Here is an 18,612-nt window from a genome sequence, read left to right on the forward strand (position 1 = left end):
ACGCCTGGACGCGGTCGAGCGGGAAGTGCGCAGGATCCGACCTGTGGAGAACCGGTTCACGAGGATCGGGAGGCGGGACAGTGGCCGGATGCACGATCCCTCGCCGCTTCCGATCGGACTCCGCGGCCGCTCCTTCACCGTCGCTGACGCTCGCTCGAGCGGAGTGAGCCGCGGGCGGCTCCGCAGCTCCGACCTCCACCGGCCCTTCCACGGGGTCCGCACCGCCGACCCCGACCCCGACCTGCGCCTGCGCGCGGAGGCGCTCCTCGCGCTGGTCGGTCCGGAGGCGCTCCTGAGCCACCTGACGGCGGCGCGGCTCTGGCCGCTCGACCTCCCGCCCGCCGCTGCGGACGAGCCGGTGCACGTCAGCGTCCGTCGGCCGGGACGCGCTCCCCGGCACCGGAACGTCGTCGGCCACGCCCTCGCCGATCCCGACGTCCGCCGCGTCCTGCGCCGCGGACTGCCCCTCACCGATCCGGCCTCGCTCTTCTGCCATCTCTCCGCGCTCCTCGAGCCGGACGACCTCGTCGCGGTGGGCGACGCGCTGGTGCGCACGCCGGTCGTCGGCGATCCGGCCGATCGACGGCCCTGGGTGCCGCTGCCCGACCTGCGGGAGCGCGTGTCGTCCTTCCGCGGTCGGGGCTCGGTGCGGCTCCGCGCCGCGCTCGCTCTGGTGCGGGACGGGGCGGAGTCGCGGCAGGAGTCGCGGTTCCGGCTCGCGTCGGTGCGGGCGGGCCTCCCGGAGCCGGTGCTGCAGGAGCCGCTGTTCGACTCCGACGGGGTCTTCGTCGGGCGGCCGGACGGCTGGTACCCCGCGGAGCGGGTCGCGTGGGAGTACGAGGGCGACGATCACCGCACCAGCAACCGGCGCTTCGCGCGCGACCTCGGCCGCTACGACGACCTCGCCTCGATCGGCGTGCGCGTCGTCCGCATCGTCGGCGCCGAGTTCGTCCCCCACCCCGAGCGCTCCGTCGAGCGCCTGCGACGAGCACTCGCGGAACGATCCCCGCATAGACGACCGCCGAGGGGTCGCGAACGGTCGTCATCCGGGCAGGGTGACGACCGTTCGTGACGCCTCACGGGAGGGCGCGCGCTCAGGAGTCAGGGCGCGACCTCGAAGAGGCGCGGGCGCAGCGCGGACGTGCGCGGGTCGGCGGCGCAGGCGGCGAGCGCCGCCGCGAGGACGCCGCGGGCCGGGTGCGGCTCGCGGACGTACACGTCGACGCCGGCGGGCGTGAACGGCGTCCGGGCGAAGCGGGTGAGGGCCCAGCCCGCCTCCTCGTCGGCGGCCACGAACGACCAGCGGCTGCGGGCGAGGAGGGTCAGCGGCTCGACGCCGCGCCAGCGGAAGCCGGACGGATCGTGCGGGTCGGGGGTGTCGATCCCGACCACGTAGTGCGAGCGCGTGCGGCCGCGCCAGCTGACGACGTCGCCGATCCCGCCGGTCGGGAGCGGCGCGTACGTGATCGCCACCCCCGACCGCGAGCGCCAGAGCGGCAGCGAGGAGCCCCGGACGAACCAGGTGCCGCTCGCGAGCGCCCGGGCGTCGATCATCGGAGGGCGTGCTTGATGTTGGTGCGGGCCAGCGCGACGGCCTCGCCCGCTCCTCCGTTCATCACGATCTTCGAGACCGCCAGCGCGAAGCCCTTCACCTGCGCGCCCGTGATCGTGGGCGGGAGCGAGAGGGCGAGCGGATCCGTCACCACGTCGACGAGGACCGGGCCGCCGTCGGCGAGCGCCGAGCGGAGGGCCTCCTCCACGTCGCGCGGGTCCTCGACGCGGATGCCGCGGATGCCGATCGCCTCCGCCACCTTCGCGTAGTCGACCATCGGCACGTCGACGGCGAAGTCCGGGAAGCCGTCGACCAGCATCTCGACCTTCACCAGCCCGAGCGTGGAGTTGTTGAACACGACGATCGTCACGGGCAGCCGGTAGGCGGCGACCGTGACCAGCTCGCCCATCAGCATCGAGAGCCCGCCGTCGCCGCTCAGCGAGACGACCTGGCGACCGGGGTGCGAGAGCTGCGCGCCGACCGCCTGCGGCAGCGCGTTCGCCATCGAGCCGTGCATGTACGAGCCGAGCAGGCGCCGCTTCCCGTTGGGGGTGATGTAGCGGGCCTGCCAGACGTTGCCCATGCCGGTGTCGGCGGTGACGATCGCGTCCTCGGAGAGCAGGCCGTCGAGCGTGGACGCGACGAGCTCGGGGTGGATCGGGCTGCGCGTGCCGACCTCGGTGTACTTCCCGACGACTCCGGTGACCAGCTTCTCGTGCTTCTTCAGCGTCTTGTCGAGGAAGCGGTGGTCCTTCCGCTGCACGAGCGGGGTCAGCGCGGTGAGGGTCGCCGCCACGTCGCCGTGGACGGGGTGCGCGACGCTGACGCGGCGACCGAGCTTCGAGGCGTCGCTGTCGACCTGAGCGATCACCACCTTCGAGGCGTCGGGGAGGAACTGCTCGTAGGGGAAGTCGGTGCCGAGGAGGAGGAGCAGGTCGGCGTCGTGCATGCCGGCGTGCGCCGCTCCGTAGCCGAGGAGGCCCGTCATGCCGACGTCGTAGGGGTTGTCGTACTGGATCCACTCCTTGCCGCGCAGGCTGTGCCCGACGGGCGCGCCCACCAGCTCGGCGAAGGCGACGACCTCGTCGTGCGCGTACTGCACTCCGGCGCCCGCGAAGATCGCGACGGTCCGCGCCTGGTCGATCGCGGCCGCGAGGGCGCGGACGTCGGCGTCGGCGGGGACCAGGACGGGCGTCGACGGCAGCACGAACGCGGGGAAGCCGTCGACCGCTTCCAGCTCGGCGATGTCGCCGGGGAGGGTGACCACGGCGACTCCGCGGAGCGCCACCGCGCTGCGCATCGCGGCGTTCACGACCCGCGGAGCCTGGGCGGCGGTCGAGATCAGCTCGCGGTAGTTCGAGCACTCGACGAAGAGCCTGTCCGGGTGCGTCTCCTGGAAGTAGGACGAGCCGATCTCGTTGCTGGGGATGTGGCTCGCGATGGCGAGCACCGGGGCGGAGGAGCGGTGCGCGTCGTAGAGGCCGTTGATGAGGTGCAGGTTGCCGGGGCCGCAGCTGCCGGCGCAGACGGCGAGGCGCCCGGTGAGCTGCGCCTCCGCGCCGGCGGCGAAGGCGGCCGCCTCCTCGTTGCGCACGTGGATCCAGTCGATGCCTCCCTTCTCGGAGCCGCCGCTGCGGCGCACCGCGTCGACGATCGGATTCAGCGAGTCGCCGACGATCCCGTAGATGCGGGAGACGCCGGCGTCGATGAGCTGAGCGATGAGCTGGTCTGCGACCGTCTTCTGAGCCATGACCCCATTCGACCGGACCGGGCTGAGCGTCCGCTACTCCGGAAAGTGGAGATCCGGATCGGGTGCATCCCCCTCGGGACGGATGCCCTGCACCTCTAGCCTGGGAGTCGTCACAGGAACACCTCCGTACCGCTGATCCCGGGAGTCGCCATGAACCGCCGCAGAACCGCCCTCGCCCTGGCCGCCGGCGCGGCCCTCGCCCTCGGCCTGACCGGCTGCTCGGGCCTGAACGGCCTGATGGGAGGCGAGACCCGCGACGACGAGACCGGGGAGATCACCGAGGGCGGGACGACCGACGTCTTCCAGCTGCGCGTGGGCGACTGCCTGAACGGCGAGCTCAGCGAGGAGGCGACCGAGGTCACCGACGTGCCGACCGTGCCCTGCACCGACCCGCACGTCTACGAGGTGTTCCAGAACCTGACGATGGCCGACGCCGACGAGTACCCGGGCGAGTCCGTCGCGACGGAGCAGGCCGAGACCGACTGCGTCACGGCGTTCGAGTCGTTCACCGGGATCGGCTACCAGGACTCGGCGTACGACTTCAGCTACTACTACCCGACCGCCGAGAGCTGGGGCACGGGCGACCGGACGATCAACTGCATGATCACCGACCCGAACGGGCCGAGCACGGGCACGCTGGCGGGCGTCGCGGCCTGATCGCGATCTCCGCGCGCGGCGGTGCCGGTCCCGCCGAGCGCTCCGCGCGCGGCCCGGGTCAGTCGCGGTCGCGCGCGGGGAACAGCCGCAGCAGCAGGCCGGAGCCGATCCAGACGACGGCGATCCCCGCGACGAGCCAGGAGGCTCCGAGGCCGGCCGCCGCTCCCGCCAGCACGGCGCCGACGGCCGCGGCGGCGGAGCGCAGCCCCGCGCCGATCGTGAACACCTGCGAGCGGACGGTGGCGGGGCTCTCCTCGTCGCGCAGCAGCAGCATCGCCGCGTTCGAGGGGGCCGTGAAGACGCCCGCGACCGCGAAGGCGGCGATCGCCACGACGACGCCCAGGTCGGGAACGGCGACCAGGAGGACGGCGCCGGTCGCGATGTAGGCGGCGCCCATGGTCCACGCCGGCGGACGGCGGGTCCAGCGGCGGGCCGCCACGGCGAGGGCGCCCAGCAGGCCGCCCACGGCGAAGGCGGTCAGGATCCACGCGGCGGCGTCGGTGCTGCCCAGCCGCTCCACAGAGAGGCTGATCGCCGCGACTCCCGCCGCTCCGCCCGCGACCTGGCTGAGGGTGCCCGCCGAGGTGACCACCGCGATCGGACGGTGCCGCACGAGGTGGGTGACGCCCGCGACGATCGTCCGCAGCACGCCGACGGTCGGCGCCGGACGGGCCTCCATGGCGAGGCCGAGCGACCCGACGACGCCGATGAGGGCGAGGACCGCCATGGCGAGCATCGCGGTCCGCGCTCCCCCGACTCCGACCGCGAGGCCCACGATCGCCGGCCCGCTGATCGAGGCGACCGTGTACGAGAGCGAGTCCTGCGCGTAGGCGCGGCGCGGCTCCGGGATGGCGCTCGTGACGAAGCTCGACATGCCGCCCATGTAGACGGGCGTCGCGAGCCCCGCGAGGAGCAGCAGCACCACGATGAGCGGCGTCGGCACCTCGCCGAGGAAGGCGGCGACCGCGAAGGCGACGGCGGTCGTGAGCGCAGCGCCGACCAGGAGCCGGCGGGGGCGGCGGACCCGGTCGAGCACCGTGCCGACGAGCGGCGCGGCGATCACGGCGGGGAAGAGCGCCGCTCCGGTCAGGGCACCGCCGAGCGCGACGTCGCCGAGACGCTCGACGGCGAGGACGGGGAGGGCGACGACCATGCCGGCGCTGGCCAGGCGGAGGGGGATCGACGCGGCCTGGTAGCTGACCGCGCTCATGCGGGACCGGGGATCGACATCACCTCCGATGGTGCCACGGCTGCGGGGCCGGGTCGGCCGGGGAGGCAGGCCACCGGCCTCTGAGCGGCCTGCGGCGGCGCGCCCTAGGCGATCGGCGTCCGCGCCGCGAGTTCGGCCGCCGCCGCGACGCCCAGGCGCCAGGGCGCGCCGTGGCCGGGCAGGAGTGTCCGCGCCCCGGTCCCGGCGAGGACCCGCAGCGAGTCGAGGGACTGCGCCGTGTCGGCGGTCGCGGCGCGCGCGACCAGGTGCGGGCCGGTGCGCGCGGAGTAGGGGTCGAGCGTGACCAGCGCGTCTCCGCCGATCACCGCGTCGCGCTCGGGCAGGTGCAGCGAGACGTGCCCGTCGGTGTGCCCCGGAGTCGCGAGCACGCGGGGCGACCCGGGCACGTCGAGCACCTCTCCGGCGGTCAGCGGCAGCGTCCCGTGCACGGGCGGCACCGCGAGCGCGCCCGCACGGGCCATCGCGCCGAGCACCGGGATCGCGGAGGGGTGCAGCAGCGGGTACACGAACGGCGTGCGCTGGCGGCGGTAGGAGTAGGGCTGCGCGGCGAGCGGCTGGTCGGCCGCGTGCAGGTGCACGGGGACGCCCCGCCGGACGAGGCTGCGGGCGACGCCGAGGTGGTCGACGTGCGGTCAACCGGCCCGCCTCCTCGATCAGGTAGAGGTTCGTCCAGGCGTGCTCGAGCCGGTGCACCCCGGGTGCGACGTCCCGGTGCAGGCTCGCGCCGCCCCCTCGCCGCTGCTGCCGGCCCTGCTGCTCGCGCTGCTGCTGCTGCTCGCGCTGCTGCTGCTCCATCGTGCTCCCGCCCCTCCGGGCCCGCGCCCGATCGCGACGACGCTACGAGCGTCTGCGACGGATCGGACAGGGCGTTGACGGCGGGGGTCCGCGTCGTGCAGGGCTCAGCGGCGCCGCCCGCGAAGGGCGAGCTGCACCGCCGCGAGCAGGAGGAGGACCGCGAAGAGGATCCCGGACACGCGCGCCGGCAGGAGGAAGGAGAGCGCCACTCCGGCGAAGGAGAACGCCGTGGCGGTGAGCCCGACCACGAGGCCCGCCCGCACGTCGAGCAGGCCGCGCCGGGCGTTCGCGATCGAGCCGGTGACCGCCGTCGGGATCATCGCGGCGAGCGAGGTGCCCTTGGCCAGGAGGTCCGCGAGCCCGAAGGCGCCGACCAGGACCGGCACGGCGATCGCTCCGCCGCCGATGCCGAAGAGGCCGGAAGCGACGCCCATCCCGATGCCGAGCCCCGCGAATCCGGGCCACACTCCCCAGCCCTCGGCGACGTCGCCGGTGTCGTTCGAGCCGAACACGGCCATCCGCACCGCCGCGGCCACGAGCAGCGCCACGAACATCCAGCGCAGCACGCCCAGAGGCAGCCGCGCGAGCAGCCAGGATCCGGCCACCGCCCCGAGCATCGCCGCAGCCGCGATCACCGCCGCCGGGACCCAGGCGACCTGGCCGGCGAGGGCGTAGCCGAACGCTCCGGCGACCGAGGTCGGAGCGATCGCGAGCAGCGAGGTGGCGGAGGCGCGGCGCTGGTCCATCCCGGCCCACGCGATCAGCATCGGCACCATCACGATCCCGCCGCCGACGCCGAACGCGCCCGACAGGGTCCCGCCGACCGCGCCGATCAGGGCCAGGACGAGCAGGGCGCGCGGGCGCATGCGCGCGGCCGTCCGATCGGGGAGGGGCGCCTGCGGGGCGGTCGCGTCGGTCACGGCTCCATGCCACCACAGCACCGGGCCGAGGGCGAATCGACGGGCGTCGACCGCGTTCCTGAGAGGACCGGCCCGGCCCGGCCCCCCTTCTCTGGCAGTTGCCTGGGCGGGCCGGGTCCGACCGTGACGTTCGGCGTCGACGGAGCGTCCTACCTGCATACCCCGCCTGATCGAGCGATCGGGCCCCGAGCGAAAGAGGAGACCATGGCCGAGACCACCGCGACCACCACCCGTCAGACCAGCACCGGATCCGGACGCACCGTGATCGAGGACGGCGTCATCGCCAAGGTCGCCGGCATCGCCGCGCGCGAGGTCCCGGGCGTCCACGCCCTCGGCGGAGGAGCGGCCCGAGCGATCGGCGCCATCCGCAGTGCGATCGGCAACGACGACCGCGGCCAGGGCGTCAAGGTCGAGGTCGGCGAGCGCCAGGTCGCCGCCGACATCACCATCGTCGCCGAGTACCCCGCGCCGCTGCAGAAGGTCGCCGAGGACGTGCGCTCCGCCGTCGCCGACGCCATCCAGCACATCGCCGGCATGGAGGTCGCCGAGATCAACGTGACCGTCCAGGACGTCCACATCCCCGAGGACGACACCCAGGAGTCCGACCCGCGCGTCGTCTGACCCGTTCCCCCCGCACCGACGCCCCGGGCCGGACGGCACCGGGGCGTCGGCGTGTCGGCGACCCTGCGCCGACCCCCGGGGCGTCCCCCGCGCCCCTCCCCGACCCGGAACCCGACCCCGCACCCCGATGCGGGGCCCCCGCCCCCGAACCCCTGACCCGAACAGGAGCGATGACATGGAGAAGTCCTGCGTCCGCCCCCTCGACCTGGACGACGCCGTCGCCCTCGTCGGCATCCTCGCCGCCCTCGAGGCTCTCCTCGACAGCGGCGGCCTCCCCTTTGAGGAGGTCGAGGCCCTGCGCCACGGCCTCGAGCAGGGCGGAGCCCTCCTCCCCGGAAGTGACGAGAACGAGATCGCGACGGCTCTGGGTGGGCTGAACGCCCGCCTGCGTGGGACCATCGGGTGATCGCGCCGCGCTCGACGTTCCCGTAGCCTTCATCCGCGCTCGTGTCGACCCCGGAGACGCGCTCCCCCACCCACGGGTAGCGTCCGGTCCGGTCCCGCACTCCCACGGGGTCGCTGAACCCCGAGAGCCGGAGGAGATCCGATCGTGAACGGTGACCACTTCGTCCTCTCGACCGCGACGCCGTGGGACGACCGCACCGAGATCATCGGCGTGTACGCCTCGGAGGCGTGGGCCCGCGAGGCCGCCGCCGCATGGCTCGGCTCCCCGGACCGCGAGGCGTTCCCCCGGTGCGTCATCGAGGGCTGGAGCGGCGCGCACCTCCTCGGCCGCGAGGTCGTCGAGGCCCTCGGCGTCGACGACGAGGGCGGCGACGAGTCGCTGGGCGGCCCCCGCAGCCTCTGACGTGGCGGCCTAGCCGACCCAGTGCGACGGGCGCTCGAAGTGCGACGGCAGCGTGGTCGCCGCATCCCCTCGGGCGCTGTTCACCTGCGCCTGGGTGAGGTAGACCGCCTCGGCGAGCCGCGCGCCGGACACATCAGTGTCGCGCAGGTCCACCCCGAGCAGGTCGCACCGCTGCAGATCCGCACCCCGCAGATCCGCGGCGAGGAGGAGCGCGCCCCGCAGGTCCGCCCCCCGCAGGTCCGCGTTCCGGAGCGATGCGCCCGCCAGATCGGCACCCGGAGCGAGCCGACGGCCCCTCGACCGGCGGGCAGCCGGCGCCGCTCCTGCGCGAGCGGCCGCGCTCGCCGCGATCAGGAGCGGCCGGGACGCTCCGTACTCCGCGTCGACGTCGACCGCGACCATCTGCTCCGGCTCGCCGAGCGTGTGCGCGTGCACCGCGTCGAACCGCTCGCGCAGCTCGTCGAGGAGCGGCGCGCCGACGCCGGGCAGCGCCAGAGCGGAGTCGAGGTACCAGAGCAGCTCGTGCAGGCGGCGCATCAGCGGGAACACCGCGAACATCCGCTCGCGCACGGCCGGTTCGGACCGCCAGGAGACGCCGCCGAACGTGTGCTGCGAGACCTTCTGGCCGGCGCCGAAGCAGTCGAAGACGGTGCAGCCGACGAAGCCCTGCGGCCGGAGCCGGCGGTGGATCGTGCACGCGTCCTCGCCGTCGAGGTTGACGCACGGGTCCCCGGCGCGCTTGTCGAACGGGAAGTCGGCGGAGCGGGCGAAGGCGAGGGCCACGCAGCACAGGCCGAAGCAGTTCGCGCAGTCGGCGCCGAGGTCCTCGCGGCGGCCGAGCTCGACCCTGGTGCGTGACGTCATCCGTCCGAGCCTACGCGCGGCGGCGCCTCCGGATCAGTGCGCGAGCGCGAGCACGCCGACGACCAGCACGCCGAGGCCCACGATCCCGAGCAGCGAGACGAGGCTCTCCTTCCAGGAGAGGCCCGCGCGCACGACGGCGATGAGGGCGATTCCCGCGAGCGTGGCGACGTAGACGCCCGCGCCGATCCGCAGCGCGACCGTCGCGTCGATCCAGCCCAGCGCCGCGGCGCCGAGCGCGAGGACCGGCAGCGACGCCGAGGCGAGCGCCCCGCCCGCGATCCGCAGCATGGTGTGCGTCTCGGAGCGCGAGGGCGCCGAGGCGTGCACGACCTGGTGCGCGATCACCTCGGCGACGAAGCCCGCGGCCGAGATCCCGATGATCGAGATCACGAGGCTCTGGAGGGCGTGGACCGCGTCGGGGTGGTCGCCGACCAGGTAGATCGTCACCACGGCCAGGCCCGTGAAGGTCGCGTAGACGCGCTCCTTGAGGGCGCGGGCGATCTCGTCGAGGGGGCGGCGGGTCCGCTCCGCCCACCGGCCGGCGCGGCCCGGGCGCAGGCGCACCGGCGTCATCCGGTCGGCGGGTGCGGTGCGGCCCTCGTCGGCCGCTCCGTCAGTAGGAGGCGGAGTCGACACGTGCCGCGGAGGAGTCGCCCGTGTGCCGCGCGGCGAGGTCGCCGAGGATGGTCGCGGAGCCGCTGGTGCCGAAGCGGGTGACGCCGAGGCCGCGGTAGGCGAGGAGCGTGTCGAGGTCGCGGACTCCGCCGGACGCCTTCACCTGGACGGCCTCGGAGACGGCGCCGCGCATGAGGCGGAGGTCGTGCTCGTTCGCGCCTCCGCCCGCGAAGCCGGTGGCGGTCTTCACGAAGTCCGCGCCGGCGCGCTCGGCGGCCCGGCTGCCCTCGACGACCTGCTCGTCGTCGAGGAGGCTCGTCTCGAGGATGACCTTGACGACGTGGCCCTCGGCGGCCTCGACCACGGCGCGGACGTCGTCCTCGACATCCTGGAGCAGGCCGCTCCGGAGGCGGCCGATGTTGACGACCATGTCGAGCTCGGACGCGCCGTCGGCGAGCGCCTGACGCGACTCCGCGACCTTCGCCGCGGTCGAGGTGGTGCCGTGGGGGAAGCCGATGACCGTGCCGACCAGGACGCCGGAGCCCTCGAGCCGAGCGACCGAGTGGGCGATGTCGGAGGGGCGGACGCAGACGCTGAACACGCCGGACGCGCGCGCCTCGTCGAGCTGGGCGTCGACCTCGGCGCGGGTGAGCTCGGGCTTCAGGATCGCGTGGTCGATGAGCGCCGCGATCTCGGCGACGGTGGGCAGGCTGGAGTCGGTCATCCGCACATTTTACGTCCGCCGGCGGGACGACGAAGGCCCGCGATCCTTCGATCACGGGCCTTCGGTCGTTCACGCCGCTAGCGGCGCTCGGTCACCAGCTGGACTTGGTGATACCGGGCAGCTCGCCGCGGTGCGCCATGTCACGGAAGCGGACACGCGAGATGCCGAACTTCGTGAGGTTGCCGCGGGGGCGGCCGTCGACGGCGTCGCGCGAGCGGACGCGGACGGGCGAGGCGTTGCGGGGGAGCTTCTGGAGGCCGACGCGGGCGGCCTCACGGGTCTCGTCGGTCCCGGCCGGGTCGACCAGGGCCTTCTTCAGCTCGAGGCGCTTGGCGGCGTAGCGGTCGACGATCACCTTGCGCTGCTCGTTGCGGGCGATCTTGCTCTTCTTGGCCATACTTAGCGCTCCTCGCGGAAGTCGACGTGCTTGCGCACTACGGGGTCGTACTTCTTGAGCACGAGACGGTCGGGGTCGTTGCGGCGGTTCTTCTTGGTCACGTAGGTGTAACCGGTGCCGGCCGTCGAACGGAGCTTGATGATCGGACGGACGTCCTGCTGCTTGGCCATTAGATCTTCACCCCGCGAGCGAGAACATCCTTGACGACGGACTCGATGCCACGGGCGTCGATGACCTTGATGCCCTTGGCCGAGAGGGTCAGGGTGACGTTACGGCGAAGCGACGGCACGTAGTACGTCTTCTTCTGCACGTTCGGGTCGAAGCGGCGCTTGGTGCGCCGGTGCGAGTGCGAGATGGCGTGCCCGAAGCCGGGGACGGCTCCGGTCACCTGGCAGACTGCTGCCATGGTTTCCTCCATGTGTGGTTACCGTGGATCACGCGCGGCACGAAGCCCCGCCCGACCCACCCAAGGTCACTTGTCGGCGCACCGCCCGCCTGTCCGGCCGGAGCCGGAGCTCCTGCCCGGTGGGCAGCACGCAAGCGCGTGCAGATGCACGCAACCTCGCTAGGCTACGCGACCCGGGCGGCGGCCGCAACAGGGTGGGGACACTCCCCCGACAGGGTGGGGACACTGCCCGGACAGGGTGGGGACACTGCCCCGACAGGGTGGGGACGCCGCCCCGACGTGCACGGGGACTTCCTGGGAGGTTCCGGCAGAAGTGGCCTCCCGTACCCCCCGAGCAGGGCGTTCGTGTAGGTTGCGCCTTCCTCGCGGGTCGACGACCGCCCTACTCTGAGCCGACCGCGGGCGCCCGCTCCCGGCAGCAGCCGGGAGTAGCAGCACATGCGCCAGTCCTTCCTCCGTTCCCTCGTCGCCGCGGCCGTGCTCGTAGCGGGCGCAGGACTCAGCGTCGTGGCCGCGCCGACCGCGTCGGCGGCGCCGGTCTTCAGCACCGCGTGCTTCACCTCCCCGAAGGTCTCGACGGTGTCGCAGTACACCGTTCCCGCGACCGGGGTCTCGACGGTCCGCGCCGTCCTCAGCGGACAGAACGGCGGGAAGGGTGCGAGCGGCCTCGGGACGGGCAACGCCGGCGGACGCGGCTCCAGCCTCGTCGTGGAGGTGCCCGTCACACCCGGGCAGGTGCTGGAGATCGGGCGCCTCACCGGCGCCCCGGCCGGAGCGGCAGGCGCCACGCGCTACGTGAACGGCGGCGTCTACGCGGGCGACTCCGGCGGCGCGGGCGGCGACGCCCAGTACCTCAGCACGGCCGGCTCGGACGGCTGTCAGCACGCCCTCGCCGTGGCGGCGGGCGGCGGAGGCGGCGGCGGGCGGTCCTCGGTCGGCGGCGACGCCGACGCCGGCAGCGGCGCGAGGGGCGGCGGGAACGGCGGCAGGAACAACGCGGCCGACGGCGGCGGCGGCGGAGCGGCCGGGCAGAGCTCGGGCGGCTCGCCCGGCGCCCGCGGCTACAGCACGTTCGGCGAATGCGCCGACGGCAACAACGGCCAGTGGGGCGTGTTCCTCAACGACGGCAAGGGCGCCGACGCCGGCGCCTCCCGCGGCGGCGGAGGCAACTGCTCGTTCCCCGGCCACAGCGGCGGCGGCGGCGGGGCAGGCTGGTGGTACGGCGGCGGCGGCGGATCGCCCTACGTGTTCGGCAGCATGAACGACACCCTCGGCGTCATGAACGACCCCGGCGCCGGCGGCGGCGGCTCGAGCTACGTGCACCCGAGCGCGACGAGGATCTCGCAGACGGCCGGCCCGACGGCGGCCGACCCCGTGGTCGCTCCGGTGTACGACACCGCCGTGACCGTGACGCGCACCCCCGACTTCTCGATGCTCGGGCAGGAGGTCACCGTCACCGCGAGGGTGACCATCCCGAGCCTGGGCCGGCCGGTGGCCGCCGGCGGCACCGTCGAGATCCTCACCGGCGCGGGCACCAGCAGGGTGACCCTCGACGCGGACGGCGTCGGCGTGCTGACCACGAGGGACATCCCGCAGGGCTGGAACGAGATCCGCGCGCACTACCCCGACACCATCACCCCCGCCGAGGCGGGACGCGGGAGCTGGTCGGCGCTCCCCGCTCTGCGCCACGAGGTGCGCGCGTGCGCCGCGACACCCGTCATCACCCGGCAGCCCTCGGACATCGCGGGCGTCACCAACCAGATCTACACGCTGACGATGGGCGTGAGCGTCTCGGCCGTCTACGGCGGCATCCCCGCCGTGTCCTGGGAGAGGTCCACGGACGGCGGCGCCACGTGGAAGCCCGCGCTCGGCCGGGCGGGCGCCCGGGAGGACGGGACCGCGTTCCTCGAGGCCGGCCCCGATCCCACCGGCTCCTACCGCTACCGGGCGACCCTGACCACCTGCGGCGGCAGCGTCCGCAGCGAGCCGGCCACCGTCGCGGTGGGCGGCGTGCGCTTCGACCTGTCGACGCTCCCGCAGAAGGCGTACGGCGACTCCTTCGACGCGAGCCCCTACGCGCAGGCCGTCGATGTGCCCGGCCGCTCGATCGTCCTGAGCAGCAGGACCGCCGAGACCTGCTCCGTCAGCGGCATGAGGGTGACCGTGCTCCACGCCGGCGTCTGCACGCTCGCGGCGAGGCTCGACGCGCTCGCTCCTCTGGGCTGGGCGGGCGAGCCCCTGCAGAGCTTCACGGCGAAGCCGAAGGCGCTCACGGTGACCGCCCCGACGGTCGACTACCCGCGAGGCGCGCCGTCCCCCGACCTGCGCTGCACGGCCGCCTTCGTCGGCACCGACACCTTCGGCGCCCCGCTCACGGCCGGCGTCTACCGGCCGATCGTCACGGCGGACGACGTCATCTACCGCTTGATCCCGAACTGGCCCACCTCCACCTTCACCACCTTCACCACGCGGTGCAGCGGCGCGAAGGTCAGCAGCGACTACACGATCGCGGGGTACAAGGACGGCGCGCTGCGCATCGTCGCGGCCGTCCCGATGGTGACCGCCTCCTCGCCCTCGTCGACCTACGGATCCACTCCCCCCGCGATCACCGCCTCCGTGACCGGCTCCCCCTCGGGGACGGTCTCCTGCGGCGCCTTCGCGGCGTCCGACACCGGATTCACGACGCCGCTGGCGCTCTCCGCGACGACCCCCGTCGGCCGCTACCCCACGCGCTGCTCCGGCCTGACGAACCCCTCGGGACAGCTGATCACCATCGACGGCGCGCTCACGATCTCGCCGGCGCCCCTCTCGGTGACCGCGTCGAGCCCCGGGACGCAGGCGCACGGCACCGCGACCGCCCCGACGGTCACCTGCACGGCCGACGGCTTCGCAGGAACCGACCGGTTCGTCACCGAGCCGACCGGCGCCTACTACACGGCGGACGGCACCGGGAAGGTGACGATCGGAGCGCGCACGCCCGTCGGCGACTACGTCACCAGGTGTGACGGAGGCGACGCGGGGCCGAACTACACCCTCCGGTCGATCCCCGGCACCTTCGCGCTGGCCGACCGCTCGGCCCCCGTCGTGACCGTGCCCGCCGCCGTCACGGCCGAGCCGGCCGACGTCTCCGGCGCCGTCGTCACCTTCGCGTCCTCCGCGCAGGACGCGGTCGACGGAGCCGTGGGCTCGACCTGCACGCCCGCCTCGGGAAGCGTCTTCCCGATCGGGGACACGACGGTCGACTGCACCGCGGACGACGAGGCCGGCAACACCGGCACGTCCTCGTTCCGGATCACGGTCCGGAAGTTCTCGCAAACGGTCGCCTTCACCTCCTCGCGGCCGACCGCGCCGACGGCGCTGGGCACCTTCACTCCGACGGCCACCGGCGGCGGCTCCGGGAGCCCCGTCTCGATCGGAGCGACCGGATCCTGCGCGATCGCCGACGGCATCGTGACCTTCACGCGCGGCGGCACCTGCACCGTGACCGCGGATCAGGCCGGCGACGACCACTACACCGCGGGGCGCGCCTCCTTCGATCTCGAGGTCGCGAAGGCGTCGCAGACGCTGACGGTCGCGGTGCCGAAGACCGGCGTCCTGGAGTCGACCGGCGTCGCCACGGCGACCTCGAGCTCCGGACTGCCGGTGCTCGTCAGGACCTTCTTCGGCTGCACCGTCGCGCCTGACGCGACGGGCGCGCAGATCCTGACCTACACCGAGCCCTCGACCTGCGGCGTGCAGTTCGACCAGCCGGGCGACGACGTGTACGCGGCCGCCGACGGCCTGGTGCGCTTCGTCCCGATCTCGCGGATCCCCCAGACCGTCGTCGTCACGTCGACTCCGCCCGACCGGGTGTTCACCGACGACCGGTACACGGTCGAGGCGACCGGCGGCGGCTCGGGCAACCCGCTCGTGATCGCGGTGATCGAGAACGGCAACTGCACCATCGCGGACGACGTGGTGACGTTCTTCGGCGACGGCACCTGCACGGTGACGATCGACCAGGCCGCGGACGATCGGCACGACGCCGCTCCGCAGGTCCGGCAGGTCATCACAGTCGGGACTCCCGAGGGGAACCTCTCCTTCGGGAGCACCGCGCCCCCGCACGCGATGTCGCTCGAGACGTACCGGCCGACGATCGTGCCCGGCCCGTCGAAGGGCGTGCCCGTGCTCTCCGCGAGCCGAGACTGCTCGATCCTCCCGGACGGAGTGACCGTGCGGAACGACGGGGCCGGGCTCTGCGTGCTGTCCCTCGACCAGCCCGGAGACGGCTACTGGCCCGCGCGGCACGCCGAGCAGGAGTACTCGATCTACTTCCTCCCGCAGACGGTCCGGATCACGAGCGCGCCTCCGGTCGGCGCCGTCCTCGGGGACACGTACCGCCCCGTGATCGAGGGCGGCGCCTCGGGCATCGCTCCGTTCCTCCTCACCACCGCGTCGTGCTCGGCGAAGGACGGCGTGGTCACCTTCACCACGAAGGGCGTCTGCGGCGTCTTCGCCTACCAGAACGGCAACCGGCAGTACGACAGCGCCCGGCCCGCCGTGCAGGAGGTGGAGGTCGGCTACGCGCCCGGCTCCGTGACGTTCACGACCGCCGTCCCGACCGACGCGGAGGTCGGCGGATCCTTCACTCCCGCCTTCACGCGCGGACCGTCCTCCGGCCCCTCGGTGCTCAGCGTCTCGGGCGCCTGCTCCGACGGCGAGAACGGCGCCGTCCGGTTCGACTCCGCGGGCACCTGCACGCTGACGGCGATCCACTACCGCGACGCCACCTACGGCACCGCGCGGGCGGTCCAGACCTTCGAGATCACCGCGATCGCGCAGACCGTCGCCTTCACCTCGACCGCGCCGTCGACGGCCACGTCCGGCGACACGCTCACTCCGACCGCGACGGGCGGCGCGTCCGGGCTCCCCGTGACGATCGGAGCGACCGGCGCCTGCACGCTCGCGGACGGCGTCGTCACCTTCGCCGGCAGCGGCACCTGCACCGTCACGGCGGACCAGGCGGGCGACGGGCGCTACGCCGCGGCGGCGCAGGCCTCGCAGACCGTCGCGGTCACGCAGCTCGCGGGCACCGTCGCGTTCGGCGGCGATGCTCCGGCCGAGGCCCGGGTCGGGGGCTCCTCGACGGCCGCGGTCGTCGCCGGCCCCTCCAGTGCTCCCTCGGTGCTGACGGCCTCCGGCGCCTGCTCCGTCGGGCCCTTCCGACTGGTCTCCTACGACTCCGCCGGCACCTGCACGCTGACGCTGGACCAGGCGGGCGACATCCGCCACAGCGCAGCGCCGACGGCCGTGCGCAGCTTCGAGATCACCCGGGTCGCGCAGACCGTGGCCTTCACCTCGCAGGCGCCGGACTCGGCGCTCTCGGGCGGCACCTACCGCCCGACCGCGACCGGCGGAGCCTCAGGGCGCCCCGTGGTGCTCGGCGCCTCCGGATCCTGCACGCTCACGAACGGGGTCGTCGCCTTCACCGGATCGGGCACCTGCACGGTGACCGCCGACCAGACGGGCGACGCCCGGTACGACGCGGCGGAGCGGGCCTCGCAGGTGATCGCGGTCGGACTGCTCGCGGGCACCGTCTCCTTCGGCGGCACCGCGCCGACCGGCGCGACGGTCGGCGGGACGACCACCCCGCGGATCATCGCCGGGCCCTCCACGGCGCGTCCGGTGCTGACCGCCTCCGGAGCATGCTCGGCGGCCGCGGGAGTGGTGTCCTACGACTCCGTCGGCACCTGCACGCTGACGCTCGACCAGGCGGGCGACTCGCGGTACGGCGCCGCTCCGCAGTCCGTCCGCACCTTCGCGATCGGCGCCCTCGGCCAGACGCTGGCGTTCGCCTCGCCGGTCCCCGACGCGGCGGTCGCGGGGGGCTCCTACACGCCCGTCGTGACGGCCGGCGCGTCGAGCGCCCCCGTGGTGCTCGGAGCGGCCGGGTCCTGCACGGTCGCGGACGGCGTCGTGACCTTCACCCGCTCCGGCACCTGCACGGTGACCGCGGACCAGGCCGGGGACGAGCGCCACTCGGCGGCTCCGCGCATCACGCAGTCGGTGGAGGTCGGCACGGCGGCGGGAGCGGTGTCGTTCCGCGACGCCGCTCCGACGGACGCCCGGATCGGCGGCTCCTGGACCCCGTCGATCGTCCGCGGCCCGTCGAGCGCCGACCCGGTGCTCGACGCCTCCGACTCCTGCTCGCTGGGAGAGGACGGCACGGTGTCGTACGACTCCGTCGGCACCTGCACGCTGACGCTGGACCAGGCCGGCGACGACGCTCACGCGCCCGCGGAGCAGGTCGTCCGGACGTTCCCGATCGGCAAGGCGCGGCAGACGGTCGCCTTCACCTCCGCGGCTCCGAGCACGGCGATCGCGGGCGGCCGCTACACGCCGACCGCGACGGGCGGCTCCTCCGACCTGCCGGTCACGATCGGCGCCACGGGCGCGTGCTCGCTCGCGAGCGGCGTCGTGACCTTCAGCGGATCCGGCACCTGCACGGTCACCGCGGATCAGGCCGGCGACGCCTCGCACGACGCGGCTCCCCGGGCGACCCAGTCGATCGCGGTCGCCGCGGTCGTCCCCCAGAAGAAGAAGGCGCAGAAGGTCGCCTTCTCGACCGCGATGCCGTCCTCGCCCGAGAAGGGGATCGCCTACCCGGTCGCGGCGACCGCCTCCTCCGGTCTGCCCGTGAAGCTGTACGCGAGCGGCACCTGCACGCTGACCGCGACCGGCGCGGGCACGGCGACGGTGCGGCTGACGGGCGCGGCGAGCTGCACCGTCCGGGCCACACAGGCGGGCGACTCCGCCTGGCTCGCCGCGACCTCGGTGACGCAGTCGCTGCAGGTGAAGTCCTCCACCCGCGCCGACCTGACGCTGGCGCTGGCGCCGGCGCCGGGACTGGCGGCGACGGCCCCGCTCTCGGGCACGATCACCGTCCGGAACACCGGCACCCGGGACGCGGCGACGACGACCACCCGGGTCGTCGTCAGCGGAACGGTGGCGAGTGCGCCCGGCGCCGTGCAGACGAAGGGCTCGGCGGCGGGCACGACGGTCCTCACCTGGACCGCGCCGAGCGTCTCGGCCGGGCGGAGCACCACCTACTCGGTGACGCTGGTCGACCGGCCGGCCGCCACGACGATCGACGCCAGGGTGTCGACCGCCGCCGCCGATCCCACACCGGCGAACAACGCGGTCAGGCGCACCTTCCGGTAGAGGCTGCGGGGAGGGAGGGGTGTCGCGCCGCGTTGCCCGTTCCCTCCCCGACCGCTACGGTCGCGGGGACGC

Annotated in this window: 17 protein-coding genes; 6 read left to right on the forward strand and 11 right to left on the reverse strand. The window is 74.2% G+C overall.

Annotated elements, in window-relative coordinates; all coding sequences use genetic code 11:
* The first annotated feature begins 88 nt into the window (after nt 1–88).
* Nucleotides 89–1,072 (forward strand): hypothetical protein, encoded by a 984-nt coding sequence (locus C5B95_RS13300; protein WP_104349374.1) that lies wholly within the window; start codon nt 89–91, stop codon nt 1,070–1,072.
* Between the two features lie 29 nt (nt 1,073–1,101).
* Here C5B95_RS13300 and C5B95_RS13305 read toward each other — a convergent pair whose 3' ends face one another.
* Nucleotides 1,102–1,554, reverse strand: a complete 453-nt coding sequence (locus C5B95_RS13305; protein ID WP_104225142.1) for a hypothetical protein — start codon at nt 1,552–1,554, stop codon at nt 1,102–1,104.
* Nucleotides 1,551–3,302: a pyruvate dehydrogenase gene (locus C5B95_RS13310; RefSeq protein WP_104287823.1), complete on the reverse strand. Its 1,752-nt coding sequence runs from the start codon at nt 3,300–3,302 to the stop codon at nt 1,551–1,553. The genes C5B95_RS13305 and C5B95_RS13310 overlap by 4 nt, the downstream gene beginning before the upstream one ends.
* 150 nt (nt 3,303–3,452) lie before the next feature.
* On the opposite strand from C5B95_RS13310, the gene C5B95_RS13315 reads away from it, so the two are divergent.
* Nucleotides 3,453–3,959, forward strand: a complete 507-nt coding sequence (locus tag C5B95_RS13315; protein WP_104349375.1) for a septum formation family protein — start codon at nt 3,453–3,455, stop codon at nt 3,957–3,959.
* Nucleotides 3,960–4,017: 58 nt separating this feature from the next.
* On the opposite strand, the gene C5B95_RS13320 is transcribed toward C5B95_RS13315, so the two are convergent.
* The 3 genes from C5B95_RS13320 to C5B95_RS13330 all read right to left on the reverse strand — a co-directional run bounded on the left by C5B95_RS13320 (nt 4,018) and on the right by C5B95_RS13330 (nt 6,905).
* Entirely contained in the window at nt 4,018–5,169 is a 1,152-nt protein-coding gene (locus C5B95_RS13320; protein ID WP_104308321.1) for an MFS transporter, read from the reverse strand.
* A 104-nt stretch (nt 5,170–5,273) separates the two neighbouring features.
* Entirely contained in the window at nt 5,274–5,768 is a 495-nt protein-coding gene (locus C5B95_RS13325) for an MBL fold metallo-hydrolase (protein ID WP_308470978.1), read from the reverse strand.
* A 321-nt stretch (nt 5,769–6,089) separates the two neighbouring features.
* A complete protein-coding gene (locus tag C5B95_RS13330; protein ID WP_104233037.1) occupies nt 6,090–6,905 on the reverse strand; it encodes a sulfite exporter TauE/SafE family protein in 816 nt (271 codons plus the stop codon).
* Between the two features lie 204 nt (nt 6,906–7,109).
* Between C5B95_RS13330 and C5B95_RS13335 the strand changes: the two genes are divergently transcribed.
* The 3 genes from C5B95_RS13335 (at nt 7,110) to C5B95_RS13345 (ending at nt 8,334) form a co-directional block, all read left to right on the forward strand.
* On the forward strand, nt 7,110–7,526 hold the full coding sequence (locus C5B95_RS13335) for an Asp23/Gls24 family envelope stress response protein (protein WP_104225148.1): 417 nt from the start codon (nt 7,110–7,112) through the stop codon (nt 7,524–7,526).
* A 175-nt stretch (nt 7,527–7,701) separates the two neighbouring features.
* The gene (locus C5B95_RS13340) at nt 7,702–7,932 is read left to right on the forward strand and encodes a hypothetical protein (RefSeq protein WP_104349377.1); all 231 of its coding nucleotides are present in this window, start codon (nt 7,702–7,704) and stop codon (nt 7,930–7,932) included.
* Nucleotides 7,933–8,076: 144 nt separating this feature from the next.
* Nucleotides 8,077–8,334, forward strand: a complete 258-nt coding sequence (locus C5B95_RS13345; protein WP_104225104.1) for a hypothetical protein — start codon at nt 8,077–8,079, stop codon at nt 8,332–8,334.
* Between the two features lie 9 nt (nt 8,335–8,343).
* On the opposite strand, the gene C5B95_RS13350 is transcribed toward C5B95_RS13345, so the two are convergent.
* The 6 genes from C5B95_RS13350 to rpmB all read right to left on the reverse strand — a co-directional run bounded on the left by C5B95_RS13350 (nt 8,344) and on the right by rpmB (nt 11,340).
* Nucleotides 8,344–9,198, reverse strand: coding sequence for a pentapeptide repeat-containing protein (locus tag C5B95_RS13350; protein WP_104349378.1), 855 nt, complete (start codon nt 9,196–9,198; stop codon nt 8,344–8,346).
* 33 nt (nt 9,199–9,231) lie between these two features.
* Nucleotides 9,232–9,834 (reverse strand): hypothetical protein, encoded by a 603-nt coding sequence (locus C5B95_RS17595; protein ID WP_146084690.1) that lies wholly within the window; start codon nt 9,832–9,834, stop codon nt 9,232–9,234.
* Nucleotides 9,812–10,537, reverse strand: coding sequence for a deoxyribose-phosphate aldolase (deoC, locus tag C5B95_RS13360; protein ID WP_181068084.1), 726 nt, complete (start codon nt 10,535–10,537; stop codon nt 9,812–9,814). The genes C5B95_RS17595 and deoC overlap by 23 nt, the downstream gene beginning before the upstream one ends.
* 91 nt (nt 10,538–10,628) lie before the next feature.
* Entirely contained in the window at nt 10,629–10,934 is a 306-nt protein-coding gene (gene rpsN / locus C5B95_RS13365) for a 30S ribosomal protein S14 (protein ID WP_104225107.1), read from the reverse strand.
* 2 nt (nt 10,935–10,936) lie between these two features.
* Complete coding sequence (gene rpmG / locus C5B95_RS13370) at nt 10,937–11,104, reverse strand: 50S ribosomal protein L33 (RefSeq protein WP_027692168.1); 168 nt, start codon at nt 11,102–11,104, stop codon at nt 10,937–10,939.
* Nucleotides 11,104–11,340, reverse strand: coding sequence for a 50S ribosomal protein L28 (rpmB, locus tag C5B95_RS13375; protein WP_056038148.1), 237 nt, complete (start codon nt 11,338–11,340; stop codon nt 11,104–11,106). The genes rpmG and rpmB overlap by 1 nt, the downstream gene beginning before the upstream one ends.
* Nucleotides 11,341–11,778: 438 nt before the next feature.
* Here rpmB and C5B95_RS13380 point away from each other — a divergent pair, with 438 nt between their 5' ends.
* Nucleotides 11,779–18,540 carry an HYR domain-containing protein gene (locus C5B95_RS13380; RefSeq protein WP_146076611.1) on the forward strand — a complete coding sequence of 2,254 codons (6,762 nt, stop codon included), beginning with the start codon at nt 11,779–11,781 and terminating at the stop codon, nt 18,538–18,540.
* Nucleotides 18,541–18,612 lie beyond the last annotated feature (72 nt).

This window comes from Rathayibacter sp. AY1A7 (genome assembly GCF_002930845.1).
In the GTDB taxonomy this organism is placed as follows: Bacteria; Actinomycetota; Actinomycetes; order Actinomycetales; family Microbacteriaceae; genus Rathayibacter.